16 protein-coding genes are annotated in these 16,762 nt (G+C 66.0%); 3 read left to right on the top strand and 13 right to left on the bottom strand.

Annotated elements, in window-relative coordinates:
* Positions 1–6: 6 nt before the first annotated feature.
* Positions 7–384, bottom strand: coding sequence for a DoxX family protein (locus AB0J47_RS07780; protein WP_364341720.1), 378 nt, complete (start codon positions 382–384; stop codon positions 7–9).
* A gap of 95 nt (positions 385–479) precedes the next feature.
* Between AB0J47_RS07780 and AB0J47_RS07785 the strand changes: the two genes are divergently transcribed.
* Positions 480–1,349, top strand: a complete 870-nt coding sequence (locus tag AB0J47_RS07785) for a sigma-70 family RNA polymerase sigma factor (RefSeq protein WP_364341722.1) — start codon at positions 480–482, stop codon at positions 1,347–1,349.
* A gap of 73 nt (positions 1,350–1,422) precedes the next feature.
* Here AB0J47_RS07785 and AB0J47_RS07790 read toward each other — a convergent pair whose 3' ends face one another.
* The 4 genes from AB0J47_RS07790 to AB0J47_RS07805 all read right to left on the bottom strand — a co-directional run bounded on the left by AB0J47_RS07790 (position 1,423) and on the right by AB0J47_RS07805 (position 8,273).
* The gene (locus AB0J47_RS07790) at positions 1,423–2,289 is read right to left on the bottom strand and encodes a hypothetical protein (RefSeq protein ID WP_364341724.1); all 867 of its coding nucleotides are present in this window, start codon (positions 2,287–2,289) and stop codon (positions 1,423–1,425) included.
* Between the two features lie 30 nt (positions 2,290–2,319).
* On the bottom strand, positions 2,320–4,689 hold the full coding sequence (locus tag AB0J47_RS07795; protein WP_364342036.1) for a Tex family protein: 2,370 nt from the start codon (positions 4,687–4,689) through the stop codon (positions 2,320–2,322).
* A 303-nt stretch (positions 4,690–4,992) separates the two neighbouring features.
* Positions 4,993–6,627, bottom strand: coding sequence for an AMP-binding protein (locus AB0J47_RS07800; protein ID WP_364341726.1), 1,635 nt, complete (start codon positions 6,625–6,627; stop codon positions 4,993–4,995).
* Positions 6,627–8,273: an AMP-binding protein gene (locus tag AB0J47_RS07805; RefSeq protein WP_364341728.1), complete on the bottom strand. Its 1,647-nt coding sequence runs from the start codon at positions 8,271–8,273 to the stop codon at positions 6,627–6,629. The genes AB0J47_RS07800 and AB0J47_RS07805 overlap by 1 nt, the downstream gene beginning before the upstream one ends.
* Positions 8,274–8,369: 96 nt before the next feature.
* Between AB0J47_RS07805 and AB0J47_RS07810 the strand changes: the two genes are divergently transcribed.
* Positions 8,370–9,224, top strand: coding sequence for a LuxR C-terminal-related transcriptional regulator (locus tag AB0J47_RS07810; RefSeq protein WP_364341730.1), 855 nt, complete (start codon positions 8,370–8,372; stop codon positions 9,222–9,224).
* Between the two features lie 434 nt (positions 9,225–9,658).
* Here the strand turns inward: AB0J47_RS07810 and trmD are convergent, their stop codons facing one another.
* Genes trmD through rpsP form a run of 4 tightly spaced genes read right to left on the bottom strand, consistent with a single transcriptional unit; the run spans position 9,659 to position 11,557 of the window.
* Complete coding sequence (gene trmD, locus AB0J47_RS07815) at positions 9,659–10,339, bottom strand: tRNA (guanosine(37)-N1)-methyltransferase TrmD (protein WP_364341732.1); 681 nt, start codon at positions 10,337–10,339, stop codon at positions 9,659–9,661.
* Between the two features lie 26 nt (positions 10,340–10,365).
* Positions 10,366–10,890, bottom strand: coding sequence for a ribosome maturation factor RimM (gene rimM, locus AB0J47_RS07820; RefSeq protein ID WP_364341734.1), 525 nt, complete (start codon positions 10,888–10,890; stop codon positions 10,366–10,368).
* On the bottom strand, positions 10,890–11,132 hold the full coding sequence (locus AB0J47_RS07825; protein WP_040693288.1) for an RNA-binding protein: 243 nt from the start codon (positions 11,130–11,132) through the stop codon (positions 10,890–10,892). Before AB0J47_RS07825 ends, rimM begins: the two co-directional genes overlap by 1 nt.
* A complete protein-coding gene (gene rpsP / locus AB0J47_RS07830) occupies positions 11,132–11,557 on the bottom strand; it encodes a 30S ribosomal protein S16 (protein ID WP_364341737.1) in 426 nt (141 codons plus the stop codon). The genes AB0J47_RS07825 and rpsP overlap by 1 nt, the downstream gene beginning before the upstream one ends.
* A 225-nt stretch (positions 11,558–11,782) precedes the next feature.
* On the opposite strand from rpsP, the gene AB0J47_RS07835 reads away from it, so the two are divergent.
* The gene (locus tag AB0J47_RS07835; RefSeq protein ID WP_364341739.1) at positions 11,783–11,950 is read left to right on the top strand and encodes a hypothetical protein; all 168 of its coding nucleotides are present in this window, start codon (positions 11,783–11,785) and stop codon (positions 11,948–11,950) included.
* A 277-nt stretch (positions 11,951–12,227) separates the two neighbouring features.
* On the opposite strand, the gene AB0J47_RS07840 is transcribed toward AB0J47_RS07835, so the two are convergent.
* From AB0J47_RS07840 to AB0J47_RS07855, 4 genes are all read right to left on the bottom strand, one after another.
* A complete protein-coding gene (locus AB0J47_RS07840; RefSeq protein ID WP_364341741.1) occupies positions 12,228–13,211 on the bottom strand; it encodes an LLM class F420-dependent oxidoreductase in 984 nt (327 codons plus the stop codon).
* 126 nt (positions 13,212–13,337) lie between these two features.
* Entirely contained in the window at positions 13,338–14,432 is a 1,095-nt protein-coding gene (locus tag AB0J47_RS07845; RefSeq protein WP_364341743.1) for an amidohydrolase family protein, read from the bottom strand.
* Between the two features lie 219 nt (positions 14,433–14,651).
* Positions 14,652–16,205, bottom strand: a complete 1,554-nt coding sequence (gene ffh, locus AB0J47_RS07850; RefSeq protein WP_364341745.1) for a signal recognition particle protein — start codon at positions 16,203–16,205, stop codon at positions 14,652–14,654.
* A gap of 159 nt (positions 16,206–16,364) precedes the next feature.
* Positions 16,365–16,679: a hypothetical protein gene (locus tag AB0J47_RS07855; protein ID WP_364341747.1), complete on the bottom strand. Its 315-nt coding sequence runs from the start codon at positions 16,677–16,679 to the stop codon at positions 16,365–16,367.
* Positions 16,680–16,762: the final 83 nt, after the last annotated feature.

Here is a 16,762-nt window from a genome sequence, read left to right on the forward strand (position 1 = left end):
TCCCCATCAGACCGCGAGTGACCTGGTCGGGCGTAGGGACCACGATGCGAGGGTGAGCCCGGCGAAACCCAGCGGTCCGAGCCATGCCTTCGGCTCGTCGCCGACGGCGATATGGGAGGCGGCCGCGCCGCCGTAGACGAAGGTCAGGCCCGCGTACGCCCATTCCTCGGCGCGCGGGAAGCCAGGCGTCACGATCGCGGTGACCGCGGCGGCCTTGGCGATGCCCATGATGGTGGCGAAGTACATCGGGTATTCGAGTCGTTGGAAAACCTCGCGTACGTAGGAGATTCGCGCGAGATCCCAGTAGGACCCGACGACCGTCTCGGTCAACAGGATTCCGGTGGCGCCGAGGTAGGCCAGGCGGGAGGTCTTTCGTAGGTTCATAACTGTCTGACGGATGGCGGCCCGACAAGGTAACGGGTTGTCACACTCACGGGCTCGGTTCCGTCATCTCTTCGAGCAACCTCGAGGAGATCGCTGTGGGCAAAGACAATTCTTTGGCGGACCGATTCGTGGCGTATTGGGCGCACCTGAGCGCGGTGGCCTATCGCATGCTCGGTTCGCTGAGCGAGGCCGATGATGCGGTGCAGGAGGCCTGGCTACGGCTGTCGCGGGTCGATACCGCGGAAATCGACAATCTCGGCGGTTGGCTCACCACGACCGTCGGGCGGGTCTGCCTGGATATGTTGCGATCGCGCAAGTCCCGCAGCCAGGAGGCCTATCTGCCCGACCCGATCGTCACCACCGATGCGGCGACACAGCCGGAACATCAAGCGGTACTCGCGGATTCGGTCGGACTGGCGCTGCAGATCGTGCTGGACTCGCTGAATCCCGCGGAGCGCGTGAGTTTCGTACTGCACGATATGTTCGGGGTGCCGTTCGACCAGATCGGCCCGATCATCGGCAAATCCGCGGCCGCGGCGAAGATGATGGCCAGCCGCGCCCGTCGCCGGGTCCAGAATCAAGCGCCACGCGCCGACCGCGATCTGCCTCGCCAACGTCGGGTCGTCGAGGCCTTCCTCGCGGCCGCCCGCGGCGGTGAATTCGACGCACTACTGGCCATTCTCGACCCCGACGTGGTGTTGCGCGCCGACGCCGGAGCCCGCTTCCCCGGCATGCGCGTACTGCACGGTGCAGCGACGGTGGCCGGTCAGCTCGATGCCTTCCAACGCGCCGCCAATACCTTTGCCTCGCAACATGTTCTGGTCAACGGTGCGCCAGGATTACTCAACACCGCCAAGGACAGAACAGTCTCACTGATCGCCTTCACCATCGTCGACGACAAAATCGCCGCCATCGACCTGCTCTCCGACCCAGCCCGCCTGCGCTACGCAGCCTTGGACGCTTGATCAACGTGCAACGGTTGAGGCAAACGTCGAGAGGACCCTCCACCAGTACATTCTCGGCAATTGTGTGGGGGGGTTATTGGTCGTGAGGAGAGGCGGGCCAGGGGTGGTGCCAGTGGTGGGGGGCGGGGGGTGCGGGGACGACGGTGCGAGCCAATTCGGCTTCGGCGGCCTCGCGGACGTGGACGACGTCGGGTTTTCCGGCGACGAGGTCTTGTACGAAGATCTTGGCGCGGATCACTGGGCGGCGGTAGCGGCGTTCGCGGACTATTGCTCGGTACATGAGCCGTCGCCTGCCTGGGTAACGCCAGCGGGCCCACGGTGCGCCGGGTCTGCTCAGGCGGAATGCGCCGACCATGAGTAGGGGCAGGAAGAACATGCCGAACAGGCCGGTCCAGATCTTTCCCTTGGCGATGACGATAGCCGCCAGACCCAGGTTCACCACGGCGAAGCAAACGATGAAGATGCGGACTTCGGTGCTGGGGTCGCGGCGGAAGTCGTTGATATCCAATAACCACAGCGGGTGGAACCCGAGCAGCAGCAGTCCGGTCACCGCCAGTGCTACGAAGACCGCATCGACCGAGGTGCGGCCCTGCTCCTCCCAGTACACATCGCGCAGGTAAAAGATCAGCGCGAATTCGTCGAGGGTCAGGGCCGCGCCGACACCGAAGGCGGCGGCGAGCAGGCTCGCGGTGAGCGCACCGGCGCTCTCGTAGGTGGTGACCATCCCGATGCCGGACAGCAGCACCAGGATGACCCCGAACACCATGTGGTGGATGTGCACCCCACCGGAGCGCAGATTGCCGGGCCACCAGCGGACCTGCTTGCGGATCAGTCGGACGCTGAGCCGGATCAGCAGGAAGCCGACGATGAACCCGAGGAGGAAGCACAGCAGCGGGAGGCGGCCGTGCCCGATCACATCGTCTTCGAGCCACCGTCGCATGGCCGCCTACAAACCTCCGCCCGTATCGCCCTACTGCCCGAAACCGGCCCGCCGCAGCGCATCCGCCATCGAACCGCTCGGTGCGGGTGCGTTGCGCCGCTGGTTGCCATGGTTGCGGCCCTGATTCTGCTGCCCACCCTGGCCCTGCTGTCGACCCTGGCCCTGCTGCCTACCCTGACCATTCTGCCGCTGTCCGCCGCGATCCTGCCCACCGCGACCGCCTTGGCCACGACTGCGACCGCCGTCGCCCTTGGCCGCATCGCCCGGCTCGTCGTCCAGCCGCAGCGACAGCCCGATGCGCTGACGTGCGACATCGACCTCGAGCACCTTCACCTTGACGACATCGCCGGACTTCACGACCTCGCGCGGATCCTTGACGAAGTTGTGCGACATGGCCGAGACATGCACAAGTCCGTCCTGGTGCACGCCGATGTCGACGAATGCGCCGAATGCGGCCACATTGGTAACCACACCCTCGAGCACCATGCCCGGCTGCAGATCCGCGACGTTCTCCACACCCGCCGCGAATTCGGCGGTCTTGAATTCCGGACGCGGGTCGCGCCCCGGCTTCTCGAGTTCGGAGATGATGTCGGTGACAGTGGGGATACCGAATTTCTCATCGGTGAAATCGGCGGGCCGCAGCGCACGCAGGGTCGTGGTGTTGCCGATCAGTTCCGCCATACCGCGCCCGGTCGATTCCAGGATCCGCCGCACCACCGGATAGGCCTCGGGGTGCACCGCGGAGGTGTCGAGCGGATCGTCGCCGCCGCGGATGCGCAGGAAGCCCGCGCACTGCTCGAAGGCCTTGGGGCCCAGGCGCGGCACATCGAGCAGGGCGGTGCGGCTGCGGAACGGGCCGTGCTGATCGCGGTGCGCCACAATGCTTTCGGCGATCGAATTGGCGATACCTGATACCCGCGACAGCAGCGGCACCGATGCGGTGTTCACATCGACACCGACCGCGTTCACCGCATCCTCGACCACCGCGCCCAGCGAACGGGCCAGCAGGGTTTCGGAGACATCGTGCTGGTACTGACCGACGCCGATGGACTTCGGGTCGATCTTCACCAGCTCGGCCAGTGGGTCCTGCAGACGACGGGCGATGGATACCGCGCCGCGCAGTGAGACGTCCATATCCGGTAGTTCCTGCGAGGCATAAGCCGATGCGGAGTACACCGACGCGCCCGCCTCGGAGACCACGATCTTGGTCGGTTTGTTCTCCGGAATCCGCGAAATCAGTTCGGCGGCAAGGGCATCGGTCTCACGCGAGGCGGTGCCGTTGCCGATGGCGATGAGGTCGACGCCGAAGCGGGCGACCAGCGCGCCGAGTACGGCCAGCGACTTCTCGGTCTGGCCCTGCGGCTTGTGCGGATAGATGACCTCGGTCGCGACGACCTTGCCGGTGGCGTCTACGACGGCGACCTTCACGCCGGTGCGGTAGCCCGGATCCAGCCCCATGGTGGTGCGGGTACCCGCGGGCGCGGCGAGCAGCAGGTCGCGCAGGTTCGCGGCGAAGATGTCGACGGCGTCCTTCTCGGCAGCCTGACGCAGCCGCATGCGGGTGTCGATACCAAGACTCACTTGCAGTTTCGTGCGCCACGCCCAGCGAACCGTATCCAGCAGCCAGGTATCGGCGGCACGGCCGCGATCGGCGATATCGAACTTCACCGCGATGCGGCCCTCGTAGACCGACCGCTCGCCCGGCTCCAATTCCTCGGCATCCGGCTGCAGCTGCAGCTGCAGGATCTCTTCCTTCTCACCGCGCAGCAGCGCGAGGATCCGGTGCGAGGGCAGCTTGCTGAACGGCTCGCTGAATTCGAAGTAGTCGGCGAATTTCGCGCCCGCCTCCTCCTTGCCCGGCCGCACGCTCGAGCTGACCTGGCCGCGGTTCCACATCAACTCACGCAGCTCGCCGACCAGGTCGGCGTCCTCGGCGAAACGCTCGACCAGAATGGCGCGGGCGCCGTCGAGCTGTTCGGCGGTGTACTGCGCGGGATCGGTGTTCGGATCGCCGATCAGTGCATCGGCGACGGGTTCGTGACCGGCCTCGCGGGCGATCTGCGCCTTGGTGCGCCGCTTCGGCTTGTACGGCAGGTAGATGTCCTCGATGCGAGCCTTGGTCTCGGCCGTCATCAGCTGCCCGAGCAGCGCGTCATCGAGTTTGCCCTGGCCCTTGATGGATTCGATGATCGCGCCGCGGCGCTCATCGAGTTCGCGCAGATAGGTCAGGCGCTCGTCGAGCTGGCGGAGCTGGGCGTCATCGAGGCCATCGGTGACCTCTTTTCGGTATCGCGCGATGAAGGGCACCGTGGAACCCGCATCCAGCAGCTCGACGGCGGCGCGAACCTGGGTCTCGCGCACGCCGAGCTCATCGGCGATGCGCCGGCCCACGCTGGCCAGAGCTGTGGTCGCGGCCGGTGCGGCGGCGGTCGTGTCGGTGTTCGTCGCTGAACTGGCGATCTCGGGCGCTGTCGTCACGCCCGAGACACTACCGTTGTCACCTGACAAACGGCCCACGCCCAGGTAAACCGGCATGATGATGCCCGGACTGCGCGGTGTCAGCGCTGGTACGGAAGGTCGAGTACGGACTGGACAACTCGCGCTCCGGTCGTGAGGTGCACGAAGACTTCCGTCGCCGGCCGGCGGTCGATCTGCTGCCGTAGTTTTGGACGTCCCCGACGGGTTACCCATGTGCTCACGACATCAGTCGTCACGGTCCGACGACACGAGCAGTTCCACAGCGAGCTCACGCATTTCGGCTTTGCGGATTTTCCCGGTGACGGTCATCGGGAACTCCTCGACGATGTGCACGTAGCGCGGGATCTTGAAGTGGGCGAGCTTGCCGGTGCAGAAGGCGCGGATCGCGTCGGCGTCCAATGGTGTTGTGCCGTCCTTCATTCGGATCCAGGCCATCAGTTCTTCGCCGTACTTCGGGTCGGGGACGCCGATCACCTGGGCGTCGAGTATGTCGGGGTGGGTGTAGAGGAATTCCTCGATCTCGCGCGGGTAGATGTTCTCGCCGCCGCGGATCACCATGTCCTTGATCCGGCCGGTGATGGCGAGGTATCCGTCGTCGTCCATGACGCCGATATCGCCGGTGTGCATCCAGCGGGCGGCGTCGATGGCCTCGGCGGTCTTCTCTGGTTCGGACCAGTAGCCGAGCATGACCGAATAGCCGCGGGTGCACAGTTCGCCGGGTTCGCCGCGCGGCATGGTCAAACCTGTTGCGGGGTCGACGATTTTGACCTCCAGGTGTGGGCCGACCCGGCCGACGGTCGCGGTGCGGCGGTCGATGCCGTCGTCGCGGCGGGTCTGGGTCGACACCGGGGAGGTTTCGGTCATGCCGTAGCAGATGCACACCTCACGCATGCCCATGCGATCGATCACCCGCTTCATCACCTCGACCGGGCAGGGTGATCCGGCCATGATGCCGGTACGCAGACTGGACAGGTCGACGTCCCTACCCGAATCCAGTTCCGCGAGTACGGCGATGAACATCGTCGGTACGCCGTAGAGCGAGGTGCACCGCTGCGCGGCCACGGCGTCCAGGGTTGCGACCGGATCGAACGCAGGGGCCGGAATCACCACGGCCGCACCGTGACTGGTGCTCGCCAAATTACCCATGACCATGCCGAAGCAGTGATAGAAGGGCACCGGCACGCAGATCCGGTCCTGTTCGGTATAGCCGCAGAGTTCGCCGACGAAGTAGCCGTTGTTGAGGATGTTGTGATGGCTCAACGTCGCCCCTTTTGGGAAACCTGTTGTGCCGGAGGTGTATTGGATATTGATCGGGTCGTCCATGGACAGCGTCGCGGCAATCGCCGCCAGTCGTCCAGCATCGATAGCGGTCTGCGCCACCGCATCCCATGCAGGAGCGCCCAGTACCAGAACGTGTTCCAGGTCAGGACAATTCGGCCGAACCTGCTCGATCATGGCGATGTAGTTCGAGCTCTTGAATTCCGGCGCGGCAATCAGCATGCGCACACCGGCCTGGCGCAGCACGTATTCCAATTCGCTGGTGCGATAGGCCGGATTGATATTGACGAGGATCGCACCGAGTTTCGCGGTCGCGTACTGGGTGAGGAACCACTCGGCACAGTTCGGGGCCCAGATGCCGACCCGGTCACCCTTGGTGATGCCGCGCTCGGCCAACCCGGTGGCCAGTGCGTCGATCGCGGCCGCGAGTTCGCGATAGGTCCAGCGGCGGCCGGATGGGCAGTCCACCAACGCTTCCCGGTCCGCATAGGCGGCGGCCATGCGGTCGAAGTCATCGCCGATGGTATCGCCGAGCAGCGGGGTGTCCGCGGTGCCGGATGCGTAACTCGCAAGTGCGGACATCACTGAACCCCCTGCTTCCGCAGGATGAACCGCTGTACCTTACCGCTGGGCGTCTTGGGGAGGGCGTCCACGAAATACACCTTGCGTGGATAGGCGTGCGCGGCGAACTTACGCTTCACCAGGCTCTGCAATTCGGCCTCGAGTTCGGCGTTACCTTCGAAACCGTCGCGCAGCACCACAAATGCTTCGAGCACCTCACCGCGCAATTCGTCGGGCATGCCGACCACCGCGGCCTCGACCACCCGCTCGTCGAGCACCAGCACGCTCTCGACCTCGAACGGGCCGATGCGGTATCCGGCCATGATGATGACATCGTCGTCGCGGGCGGAGAAGTGGAAGAAACCATCCGCATCCAGGGATCCGGCATCCCCGGTCAGATACCAGCGCCCGTCGGCGGTGTAGCGCTGCGCGGTACGTTCCGGGGCGTCGAGGTAGCCCAGGAACCACAGCAGCGGGCTGTGTTCGGTATCGATCGCGACCCGGCCCAGTTCGCCGATCGGCGCTTCGACGTCTGCATCCTCGGCGAGCACCGCGCAATGCCAACCCGGCATCGTCCGACCCATCGAGCCCGCGGGAGTGTCTACTCGCAGCGCATCGTGCCAGGAATTGCAGATGAGCATGCCGTGCTCGGTCTGCCCGTAGTGGTCGCGTACCGCGACGCCGAGGGTTTCGACCGACCACGTCACCACATCCGGAGTCAGCGGTTCGCCCGCGGACGACGCCCGCCGCAACCGGAGATCGGTTGGGGCGGCGGAACTATCGGCACGCAACGCGCGGTAGACCGTCGGCGCGGCGGTGAAGTTGGTGACGCCGAAGCGTTCGAGCACCTGCCAGGTCAGCGGTGCGGAGAAGGCGGCATGTAGCAGCAAGCTGCGGATACCGGAGGCGAGCGGGCTCAGAATCGCCCAGTACAGTCCATACGCCCAGCCCGGATCCGCCGCGTTCCAATAGACGTCGTCCGCGCGCACATCCAGCGAAAACTCTTGGTAGGCATGGAATGCCCCGAGCGCACGCACCGGAATCGGCACGCCCTTCGGGGTACCCGTCGTGCCACTGGTGAACAACTGCACCAGTAGCCCATCCCCGCCGACCGCCACAGCGGCCGCGCGCGGGTCATCGGCGGAGTAGGCGGCGAGCAGATCCGCGAACCGCAGTGATGCCGCCGCGTCACCTCCAGAGGGACCGTTCCCGGCGATGATGACGCGCCAGGGCGGATCGGCTGGGATGTCATCGCCCGGTAGCAGCTTTGTCGCCTGATCGGCGTCGGCGATGACGATCGTCGCGTCGCTCGCGGCCAGTCGGAAGGCGATGGCAGGTGGGGCGAAGGCGGTGAAGAGCGGGACGTGGACCGCGCCGCGGCGCCAGATGCCGAGCAGCGCGATCACCAGGTCGGCGGACTTCGACATGAGCGTGGCGACGCGGTCGCCGGGTTCGACGCCCAGGCCGGCCAGGGCGACGGCGAAGCGCTGGGAGCGTTCGCGAAGCTCACCGTAGGTCAGGTCCGTCGAGGTCAGGTCGGGGTCGACAATGGTGAACGCGATCCGATCGGCGGGGTGCCGGTCGCACAGCAGATCCGCCGCGCTGGCGTCGGGTCCGTCGTAGGTCTGCAGTAACTCGCGCACACGCGCGTTCAGGTCCGCGGTCATCTCGCCTCTCCTCATCGGTGATCCAGGCCACCTCGATCTCCAATAGGATGTGGGTCACATCACGTTCGGCACTACCCCCGAAAAGGGGTGAGTCTTTTGACCCACACCACCGCGCTGCTGCGGCCGCGCGACGGCGATGCGCTGCGCGCCGAGATCCGCTGGGTGGCGAATAAGGCGGGCGTGCCGGTGGTTTTCGGCGGCGAAGTGCATGACGACGCGCTGCTGCTCACCGAATTCGTCGGCACCGTCACCAATGGCCTGCGCGGGCTGACCGTGCTGCGCACCTCCGGACTGGGCGGCCGGGTCATGGATATGCGCCGCCCCGCCTCGGTCGCCGACTACCGCAGCGCCTCAGACATCACCCACCACTACGACGGCCCGGTTTCCGGTGAACGCATCCGTTCGGTGCTCGCGGTACCGGTGGTGGTCGACGATCGCTCCCGCGCGGTGCTCTACGCCGCCAACCGCGGCGGCACCCCACTCGGCGACCGCACCGCCGACCTGGTCGTCACGGCCAGCCGACGCCTCGCCACCGAGATCACCATCCGTGACGAGGTGGACCGTCGCCTGCGCCTGCTGGAAATGACCACTCCCGCGCCCGAGACCGCACCCGCCGTCGCCGAGGAACTGCGTGAGATCAATGCCGAACTGCGTGGTGCGGCCCGCTCGGCCGAGGACGAACGCCTACGCGAACGCCTACATTCGGTATGCGGACGCCTCACCCGAGTCCTGGTCGGCGACCCACCCGCGGATGCGCCGCGACTGTCCCGCCGGGAACTCGACGTGCTCTCCCAGATCGCCCTCGGCTGCACCAATCACGAAGCTGCCCAACGCCTTTCGCTCGGTCCGGAAACAGTCAAGAGCTATCTGCGCAATGCGATGACCAAGCTCGACGCGCACTCCCGCCACGAGGCTGTCGTCACCGCCCGCCGCCTCGGCCTGCTGCCCTGACCAACGATCTCCCGCGCACGAATTCGCACGCCGCGCACAGAATCTCGGACGATTCGATGCGCGGCGCGCGGCACGATGACCGAACCTCGTCAGCGCCCGCCGGTGCAGACGCCTTCGGGGGTGTACTGGCATGGGCGCTCGTTGCGGCCTTTGTATTGCCCGTGGTTGCTGCTGCGGCCGCGCTGACCTGCGCTGTTGCGGCTACGGCCAGCATCGGGCTCATGTGTGTCCCGATCCGCGGCGACTCTGACTTCGACGAGTTCGGGCGCGGCTAGGTCCGATAGGACGATCATCGCGCCACCGATCAGAGTCGAGGCCACCGCTCGACGCACTGTCTCGAAGCGAGCCACTGTCACCATAGCCACCTACCGTTCACCGTTGATTAATGTGCCGTTAATTAACGATACATTCAATAGGGCGACGAGTCGGTGGTTTTATTCCTCGAGCAGATCCGGACGCCGTTCGCGGGTCCGGGCGAGCGACTGATCGCGCCGCCACGCGGCAACCTTGGCGTGATCACCGGACAGCAAGATCGGCGGCACTTCGAGGCCGCGCCAAGAGACGGGACGCGTGTAGCTCGGCCCCTCGAGCAGTCCGTCGGAGAAGGAATCCTCCTGGTGGGATTGCTGATTGCCGAGTACGCCGGGAAGTAAGCGGACCACGGCCTCGGCCATCACGAGGACCGCGGCCTCCCCGCCGATGAGGACGTAGTCGCCGATGCTGACCTCTTCGACGCGTACCCGCCGGGCGGCATCGTCGAAGACGCGTTGATCGATGCCTTCGTAACGGCCGCAAGCGAATACAAGGTGCCTCTCGGCGGCCCAGCGTTGCGCGGTGGCCTGGGTGAAGGGCACCCCGGCGGGCGTCGGCACCACGAGCAGGGCATCGTCGGGGCATACCTCGTCGAGGGCATCGCCCCAGACCGTCGGCTTCATGACCATGCCCGGCCCACCGCCGTAGGGCGAATCGTCGACGGACTTGTGCACGTCGTGGGTCCAGCGCCGCAGATCGTGCACGTCCAGGGAAATCAGGCCCTTGTCGATGGCCTTGCCCAGCAACGCCGTTCGCAGCGGCTCCAGATACTCCGGAAATATCGTGACGACATCGAGTTTCATGCAGTCCTTAAGTTTCCGGCGGTCCGCTACTCCGGATCGAGCAGACCCTCGGGCGGATCGATGACGACCAGTTGATCGGCCCGCGACACCGTAGGCACGATCGCGGTGACGAAGGGGATCAGGATTTCCCTGCCGTCATCGGCAGCGCGCACCGAAAGCAGTTCTCCCGCAGCCGAATGCAGCACCTCGGTGACCTCGCCGACAACGGTGCCATCGGCGAGCTGGACGCTCATGCCTTCCAACTCGTGGTCGTAGAACTCGTCCGGATCCTCCGACGGCGGCAGCTCCGCACTGTCCACGACGAACAGCGTGCCGCGTAGCGCGTCGGAGGCGGTGCGGTCGGAGATTCCGGCGAGTTGCACGAGAAGTCGGCCCGAATGCTCTCGGGCCGACTCCACGGTGAACTCACGGACTTCATTGGATCGCGCCACCCGCCCGCGCAGCCGCACACCGGGTGTGAAGCGCGCGTCGGGATCGTCGGTACGTACCTCGACGACCAGTTCGCCGCGCACACCGTGCGATTTGGCGACCCGGCCTATGACGAGTTCCATTAAGCGTCGGTATCGACCACGTCGACCCGGATGCCCCGGCCGCCGATTCCGGCGACCAGGGTGCGCAGCGCGGTCGCGGTACGACCGCCACGACCGATCACCTTGCCCAGATCATCGGGGTTGACGTGCACCTCGACGGTGCGTCCGCGGCGGCCGGTGATCAGCTCGACCCGGACGTCATCCGGATTGGCGACAATGCCGCGAACCAGGTGCTCGACGGCATCGGCGACGACGGCCGACATTATTCGGCAGCCTCGGTCTCGGCGGCCTCGTCCTTCTTGGCGGCCTTCTTCTTGGGGGTGACGGCCTCGGCGACCGGCTCGTTATCGGCGGCGGCCAGCGCGGCGTTGAACAGGTCCAGCTTGGACGTCTTCGCCGGCTTCACCTTCAGGGTGCCCTCGGCGCCCGGCAGGCCCTTGAACTTCTGCCAGTCGCCGGTGATCTCCAGCAGCCGCTGCACGGCCTCGGTCGGCTGCGCGCCGACACCCAGCCAGTACTGCACGCGCTCGGAGTTGATCTCGATCAGCGACGGCTCTTCCTTCGGGTGGTACTTGCCGACGTTCTCGATGGCACGGCCGTCACGACGGGTGCGGGCGTCGGCGATGACCACGCGGTACTGCGGGTTGCGGATCTTGCCGAGACGGGTGAGCTTGATGCGAACAGCCATGTGCTGATCTGCCTTTCAGTGGTTGGTCACGGCGCAATTCAGCGACCCGCACGGTCTGCGAGCCCGGTTTTGCGCTTGGAGTGTGTGACCGCCGCGCGGCACGTAACCGGAGACGGGCTGACACTTGTCCAGGAAGGACGGTGGTCCATTCTGCCAGACCGGTCCCCCGCTCCCGAAATCGCGTCGTCCGGAAACGATCGACCGCCCGCCTCGGATAATCACAATATGGGGATCTTCAGGAGGCGCCATCGGCGCAGGCGGGGCCAGGTTGCCGAGGCGGCCACCGAAATCGGCGGTGACGCGGCCATGGAATTGCTGGCGCCCGGCCTCGCGCGCGCCACTGTCGGCGGTATTCGCGGCGTGATCGGCGTGATCGCGAACCTGCTGAGCTGACGATCACGTGGTTCGATAGCGCAGCAGCACGACCCCGGCCCGGAATTTACGGCTTTCGACCAGGCGCACCCTAGCGGAGATCTGCCGTTTCGACGGTGATCGGAACGGGGCTCGGTGAGAGCGATACCGTCAGGAGGTATACGTCGCGGCGGGCGAGACGGTCGTGCCTCCCGGACCTGCTTTAGCGTGAGCGCCCATTCCTGAGCACGATTCGTGGGATGCCCGGGATTCGGCGAGGAAAAGGGCGCTCAGGTCAACCGGCGCTCAGATCAACCGCTCAGCGGACCAGCGGGGCGAGGGTGCGACCGGCGAGGTCTACCGCACCCGGCTCGTGGCCGTTTGTCACCATGTTGACGACGAGGCCCTGCACACCCTGGTCGAGGACCCTGGTTTGCAGTTGCTCGGCGACCTCGGCCGGGCTGCCGACGAATTGGCGGTCGGCGATGGTCTGCTTGCGCTGGTCCTCCGACAGCGTGGACAGGTCGACGCCGATGCCGCTGAGTAGATCCTGTTGTTGTTTGCGTGCGCGGTCGCCGTCTTCATCGATCATCAGAAAACAGAGGTAGCTGATCTCCAAAGTATCTGGATCACGGTCGTTTTCGGCGCAGCGCTGGTGCAGTGCCTCGATCTTGCGGGGCAGTTCGGAGGCGTTGCAGATGATGTTGATGTGGTCGGCGAAGCGGGCGGCCAGTGCGAAGGTCTTCTTCTCGCCGCCACCACCGAGCAGGATCGGCAGGTCATCGCGCAGCCGTGGCTCGTTCATGGCGTTATCGGTGTGGTACCAGTTGCCGTCGAAGGTCGAGTGTTCACCGCGCAGCATGGGCGTGATGATCCGCAGTGCCTCGTCGAGCCGCTGGAAGCGTTCGGTGAAGGTGCCGAATTCGAAGCCGTAGGACTGGTGTTCGAGCTCGAACCAGCCGGCTCCGATGCCGAGCACGGCCCGTCCGCCGCTCACCAGATCCATGGTGGTGACGGTCTTGGCGAGCAGTGCGGGATTGCGATAGGTGTTGCCGGTTACCAACGCCGACAACTGAATTCGTTCGGTAGACGCAGCGATTCCGGACAGCGTGGTGTAGGCCTCGAGCATCGGCTCACTCGGCTCACCGAGACCGGGCAGCTGATAGAAGTGATCCATGACGAAGACCGTGTCGAAACCGGCGGCTTCGGCTTCCCTGGCCTGCGCGACCACGGTCGGAAAGAGTTCGCTGACGGGCTGGCCATAGCTGAAATTGGGCATCTGATAACCGAGGCGAATGGTCATAACCCGACCCTACGCGCGCCCCGCCCCACCTTCCCGATCTTGGCCACATCAAGCCGTTGACCTGGGAGTCTGTCGCACGCAGAGTAACAACCTCGCACGAGTTACAGCCCGTGCGCAATGCGGGGGTCAGCGGTGGCCAGTGACCGGATTGTGGATTTTGACCAGGCGGCCGCGCAGGATGACATATTGCGGCTCAGCGAGCGCCGCCGGGTCGATGCGCGGATCTTCCTGGTAGACAACGAAATCCGCTGGGGCACCGGCCTCGATGCCCGGTCGGCCGAGCCAGCTGCGGGCATTCCAGGAGGCGGCGCCGAGTGCGTCGTGTTTCGACAACCCCGCCCCGGCCAGGGCGGCGATTTCGTCGGCAATCCGGCCGTGACGGATGGATCCACCCGCATCGGTGCCCGCGAAAATCGGAACGCCCGCATCGTGCGCCTTGGCGACGGTGCCGCGGACGCGCGCGTGCAGGTCGCGCATATGTGCTGCGTAGATGGGGAATTTGCCTGCGCTGTCGGCGATTTCGGGGAAGGTGTCGATATTGATCAGCGTCGGGACCAGCGCGGTGCCGTGTTCGACCATCAACTCGATGGTGTCGTCGGTGAGGCCAGTGCCGTGTTCGAGGCAATCGATGCCCGCGTTGATCAGCCCGGGCAGCGCGTCCTCGCCGAAGACGTGCGCCGTCACCCGTGCGCCATTGGCGTGCGCGGCGTCGATCGCCTCCTTTAGGATCGCATCGCTCCACAGCGGCCGCAGATCGCCCACCGACCGGTCGATCCAGTCCCCGACGATCTTCACCCAGCCGTCGCCGAATCGAGCCTGCTCGGCGACGATCTCCGGCAGATCGCGCTCATCGCCCAGTTCGATGCCGAGCTCCCGGATATACCGCCGCGGTCGGGCGATATGGCGGCCCGCACGGATGATCCGGGGCAGCTCCTCATGCTCATCAATGAAGCGCGTATCGATCGGTGAGCCCGCATCGCGCAGCAGCAACGCACCCGCGTCCCGCTCGGTCTCGGCCTGGGCGATGGCACCCGCACGCTCCTCGTGCCCCCCGCCGTACCGGATCCCGACGTGGCAGTGCGCATCGACAAGGCCGGGCACGATCCACCCTGTGTCGCATAGTGTTTCGGCCCCCGCGACGGGATCGAACGACACCAGTCCATCGTGCACCCACAGGTCACGCACCTCGTCATCAGGGAGAACCACACCCCGCAGATGCACAGCAACCTCCTCGACCGCCCTCGGAACCGTCCAACCTACTGCCCACGCCCCTTGACGGGCACCCCGCCCGCAACGGCTTCCCAGCCGACGTTCGTCAGCCCGGCACTCCGTCTTGGAACCTCCGCGTAGAGGGTGCAGGGTTCGACGACAGGGCGCCCGGTCGAGCGGGTACGTTCGGTTGCCTTGCGCCGCAGCCGCAAGTGCGGAAGGCGCAGCCGCCTACTTCTTGGGGAAGTTCAGCTTGGACAGATCGAAGCCCTCGAGCCCGGGCGGCAACTCGTCCAATCCGGCGGGCATACCAGACAGATCCGGCATCCCGGCGGGCATACCCGGCATGCCGGGGAACCCACCGCGCACCTTCGGCGGCGTCGGTCCGCGCCCACCCTTCTTGCCCTTCTTGCCCTTCTTCGTATTGCTGCGGCGCGAACCGGGCAGGCCCATCTGGCGGCCCATCATGGCCATCATCTTCTTGGCCTCGAAAAAGCGGTCGACGAGTTGGTTGACCTCGGAGACCTGCACACCGGAGCCGTTGGCGATGCGCAGGCGCCGAGATGCGTTGATGATCTTCGGGTTCGCGCGTTCGGCCGGGGTCATACCGCGGATGATCGCCTGCACCCGGTCGAGCTGCTTATCGTCGACCTGGGCCAGCACATCCTTCATCTGCCCCGCGCCGGGCAGCATGCCGAGCAGGTTGCCGATGGGACCCATCTTGCGGATGGCGAGCATCTGATCGAGGAAGTCCTCGAGCGTCATCTCGCCGCTGCCGATCTTGCGGGCGGCTTCCTCGGCCTGCTGCTGGTCGTAGACCTGTTCGGCCTGCTCGATGAGGCTCAGCACGTCACCCATGCCGAGGATGCGCGAGGCCATCCGGTCGGGATGGAAAACGTCGAAGTCCTCGAGCTTCTCACCGGTGGAGGCGAACATGATCGGTGAGCCGGTCACATTCCGGACCGACAGCGCCGCACCACCGCGAGCGTCACCGTCGAGCTTGGTGAGGACGACACCGGTGAAGCCGACGCCGTCACGGAAGGCCTGCGCGGTGTTGACGGCGTCCTGACCGATCATCGCGTCGAGCACGAACAGCGTCTCGTCCGGCTGCACCGCATCGCGGATGCCGGCGGCCTGCGCCATCAACTCGGCGTCGATACCGAGGCGACCGGCGGTGTCGACGATGACCACGTCGTATTGCTTGCTGCGCGCCTCCGCGACACCGGCCTCGGCCACCGCGACCGGGTCGGCCGCCGAAACGCCGAGCGGATTCTCGCCGCTGCCGATGGAGGTGCCGGGATGCGGCGCGAAGACGGGCGCACCCGCGCGCTCACCCACTACCTGGAGCTGGGTGACCGCGCCGGGACGCTGCAGGTCACAGGCCACCAGCAACGGCTGATGTCCCTGTCCCTTCAGCCATTTCGCGAGCTTGCCGGCCAGGGTGGTCTTACCGGAACCCTGCAGACCGGCGAGCATGATCACCGTGGGCGGATTCTTGGCGAGCGTTAGTCTGCGGGTTTCGCCGCCGAGGATGCCGACGAGTTCCTCGTTGACGATCTTGACGACCTGCTGGGCAGGGTTGAGGGCGGCGGAGACCTCCGCACCCTTGGCCCGCTCCTTGATCCTCGCGATGAAACCACGCACCACGGGCAGCGCGACGTCGGCTTCGAGCAGGGCGAGGCGGATCTCACGACAGGTGGCGTCGATGTCGGCCGGTGACAGACGCCCCTTACCGCGAAGATCCTTGAGGGCACCGGTAAGCCGGTCGGACAGGGATTCGAACACCGATCGCGCTCCTGATCTCGTGGGACGTCACTTGATATCCCAGGGTAATGGGACTCGCCCCGGCGCGAGCGACGGGCCCGTAGGAGGCAGCGCAGCGTAACCACGGAGGGACCCGGGAGCGCCGAAATCGAAAACAGTGGGCGCGCAAGCGGTGCTCGGTTATTCCATCGTGCGGCGGCGCGGTTTTGCGGTTTTGCGGTAATCGTGGTTCTCCTGAGCAACCATGAAAACCGCCTCCCGACCGGTGAGACCGAGCTCGAGGGCCAGGTCGTCGAGCATGGCCCAGTCCGCGCCTGTCGGCACATCGCGGGTGGCAACAGCGGTGGCAATCGTCATAGCGGTCACAGCCTGCTGTCCGGACAGTGTCCGGCCGGGCAGCCAGGAGACCACCCACCGATCACCGCCGACGCAGCGCGCCATATGCGTGGTCTCGTCACTCGTCATCGTCGACGCCGAAACGACTTCAATTGCCACCGACCTGCTCCCCTCATGCTCGCGATAGCCAGACGCTCTGATAGTAGGGTGCGACGGGCGCGCTGCATACGCTTTCAGCAAAT

It is taken from the genome of Nocardia sp. NPDC049737, assembly GCF_040674755.1.
Taxonomy (GTDB): domain Bacteria; phylum Actinomycetota; class Actinomycetes; order Mycobacteriales; family Mycobacteriaceae; genus Nocardia.

Bases quoted from the DNA above. Each gene is read 5' to 3' on its own strand.
- AB0J47_RS07780 (WP_364341720.1), bottom strand. From the start codon at position 384: ATGAACCTACGAAAGACCTCCCGCCTGGCCTACCTCGGCGCCACCGGA.
- AB0J47_RS07790 (WP_364341724.1), bottom strand. From the start codon at position 2,289: ATGCGACGGTGGCTCGAAGACGATGTGATCGGGCACGGCCGCCTCCCG.
- AB0J47_RS07800 (WP_364341726.1), bottom strand. From the start codon at position 6,627: ATGTCCGCACTTGCGAGTTACGCATCCGGCACCGCGGACACCCCGCTG.
- AB0J47_RS07805 (WP_364341728.1), bottom strand. From the start codon at position 8,273: ATGACCGCGGACCTGAACGCGCGTGTGCGCGAGTTACTGCAGACCTAC.
- trmD (WP_364341732.1), bottom strand. From the start codon at position 10,339: ATGAAACTCGATGTCGTCACGATATTTCCGGAGTATCTGGAGCCGCTG.
- rimM (WP_364341734.1), bottom strand. From the start codon at position 10,890: ATGGAACTCGTCATAGGCCGGGTCGCCAAATCGCACGGTGTGCGCGGC.
- AB0J47_RS07825 (WP_040693288.1), bottom strand. From the start codon at position 11,132: ATGTCGGCCGTCGTCGCCGATGCCGTCGAGCACCTGGTTCGCGGCATT.
- rpsP (WP_364341737.1), bottom strand. From the start codon at position 11,557: ATGGCTGTTCGCATCAAGCTCACCCGTCTCGGCAAGATCCGCAACCCG.
- AB0J47_RS07835 (WP_364341739.1), top strand. From the start codon at position 11,783: ATGGGGATCTTCAGGAGGCGCCATCGGCGCAGGCGGGGCCAGGTTGCC.
- AB0J47_RS07840 (WP_364341741.1), bottom strand. From the start codon at position 13,211: ATGACCATTCGCCTCGGTTATCAGATGCCCAATTTCAGCTATGGCCAG.